The organism is Xanthobacter autotrophicus (genome assembly GCF_030015065.1).
Taxonomy (GTDB): Bacteria; Pseudomonadota; Alphaproteobacteria; order Rhizobiales; family Xanthobacteraceae; genus Xanthobacter; species Xanthobacter autotrophicus_D.
Genome location: NZ_JAIVFN010000242.1, coordinates 1 through 2,017, shown reverse-complemented (window position 1 = coordinate 2,017; position 2,017 = coordinate 1). Strand labels below are relative to the sequence as shown.

General features: G+C 67.5%; 2 protein-coding genes and 1 pseudogene. All 3 read right to left on the bottom strand.

What is annotated here, in order from left to right:
* A pseudogene (locus tag K9U40_RS22775) lies at positions 1-213 on the bottom strand (alcohol dehydrogenase catalytic domain-containing protein); the annotation flags it as partial.
* A gap of 13 nt (positions 214-226) precedes the next feature.
* A complete protein-coding gene (locus tag K9U40_RS22770) occupies positions 227-577 on the bottom strand; it encodes a carboxymuconolactone decarboxylase family protein (RefSeq protein ID WP_282892369.1) in 351 nt (116 codons plus the stop codon).
* A gap of 139 nt (positions 578-716) precedes the next feature.
* The gene (locus K9U40_RS22765; RefSeq protein ID WP_282892368.1) at positions 717-1,835 is read right to left on the bottom strand and encodes an acetoin dehydrogenase dihydrolipoyllysine-residue acetyltransferase subunit; all 1,119 of its coding nucleotides are present in this window, start codon (positions 1,833-1,835) and stop codon (positions 717-719) included.
* Positions 1,836-2,017: the final 182 nt, after the last annotated feature.

Sequence of the window (2,017 nt, the reverse complement as noted above, 5' to 3'; positions counted from 1 at the left end):
ATCACTGAGGAAAATCCGCGTTGCCCCGGCCGCCCGCGCGGCCAGCACCTGCAACTGGCCGATGGGGCCTGCGGCATATTCGTGCAGGTCGGTGCCGCAGATGCCACAAAACCTATTCTTGACAAGGACTTGGCGAGGGCCCGGCTGGTCCGGAGGGGCGGGGATGTCTTCGACGCGCACGTCGCGCCGGGCGTGGAAGCGGGCGGCCTTCATCGGCGTTTCTCCTTCATTTATCGTTGGTTAGGGCGTCGTAGGCGGCGAGGGCCTTGCCGGCGTAGACGGCGGCGGGGCCGCCGCCCATCTCGATGGCCACGGCCAGCGTCTCGGCCAGCTCCTGGCGGCTGGCGCCATGGCTCCTGGCATTGGAAACATGGAACAAAATGCAATCGCCGCAGCCCTTGTGCACGGCGATGGCCAGCGCCATCAGCTCCTTGACCTTGGTCGAAAGGCTCCCGGACTTCGACGCCTCCGACATCAGGTTGCGGAACGCGCCCATGGCCTGCGGCAAGGCTTTGCCGAGGGTGGCGAACCGAAGGTTCATGGACTTCAGCTCGTTCGATATCGACTGCTCGCTCATCGCCGCTCTCCCGCTCGGGTGAAGCCCACGCCGCCGGCCGCGCCGGTGATGACGATGCTCTTGTCCTTCAGGCTGGGCATGGTTCCTCCTTGATTTTGATTGGCCGCGCGCCCGTCCGGCGGCGCGGGATGCCAGCCGGTCAGCGGCCCATGTGGTCGAGCAGCAGCTCGTTGACCCGGGTCGCCTTCTCCATCTGCACCATGTGCCCGGCCTCGCCGAGCACCTCCACCTTGGCCCGCTCCCCGAGGGCCCGGGCATGGGCGGGCGGGATGACCTTGTCGCTGGCGCCGAAGACGACGAGCACCGGCACATCCGCCGCCTTCAACCGCTCGGCCAGAATTTCGCTCTGCCGGCCTGCGGGGAACAGGCTCGCGGAGAGTGCGTGCAAGGCTTCCTCCACCCCGTCGAGGCGCTTGTACTTCAGGATGTCTTCCACCAGCTGGCGGGTGACCGTGCCGGGATCGTGGAACAACTGTTCCAGCACCGGCTTCATGTCGCGGCGGGACGAGCCGGCGACGAAGCCGTCCGTATAGGAGCTGTTGATCTCGGCCCCGAGCCCGGCCGAGCCGATGAGGCCAAGGGAGGCGACCCGCGCCGGCTGGTCCAGCGCGGCGCGCATGGCCACGGCCCCGCCCATGGAATGGCCGACAAGATGGGCCTTCTCGACGCCAAGGCGGTCCATGAAGGCGAGCACGGCGCCGGACAGCCAGCTCAGACTCGCCTCCCCGATCGCCTTGTCCGACTGGCCGTGGCCCGGCAAATCGAGGGCATAGACGGTGGCGGACCCGGCCAATGCATCAATGTTGAACAGCCAGTTGTCGAGGTCGCCGCCGAAGCCGTGGATGAGCACGATGGTGCGCGCGCCATCGCCGCGTTTGGCATAGCGCAGGCGGCCGGACGGGGTGTCGGCGAACTCGTATTTCGGCCCGCTCTCCTGCGCCGCGTCATCCTCCTCGGCAGGGGCGGCATAACCGGCGACGAAGGCGTCGATCTCGTCGTCGCTCACCTCCTCGTCGGCGATGACGCCGATGAGGGCTTTCACCGGATAGATGGTGTCGCGGGTGCCGATGGCGCGGCGCAGGATGCCGGCGTCGCCCGCCTCCACCACGCCGGCGATCTTGTCGGTCTCCACCTCGAGGATTTCATCGCCGACGGAGATCTTGGTGCCGGGCGGCTTGAGCCAGCCCGTGACCTTGCCCTCCGACATGGACAGGCCCCACTTGGGCATGACGATGGGCTTGATGCGGGTGTCCAGCATGGGGTTCCTCAAAGGGGTTTGGGGGAGACGGATCGGTCGTCTCGCGGGTTTCGGTTTCGGTGGATGCGGGGGTCGGCATCCGCTGGAGAGGTGCGAACCCTCTCCCGCCCGAGGCCGGATGTTTCCTGCCTCGGTCCTTAGGAGCTGAACTCGGCAACAGCCGAGTTCGGGCGGGGGAGGGC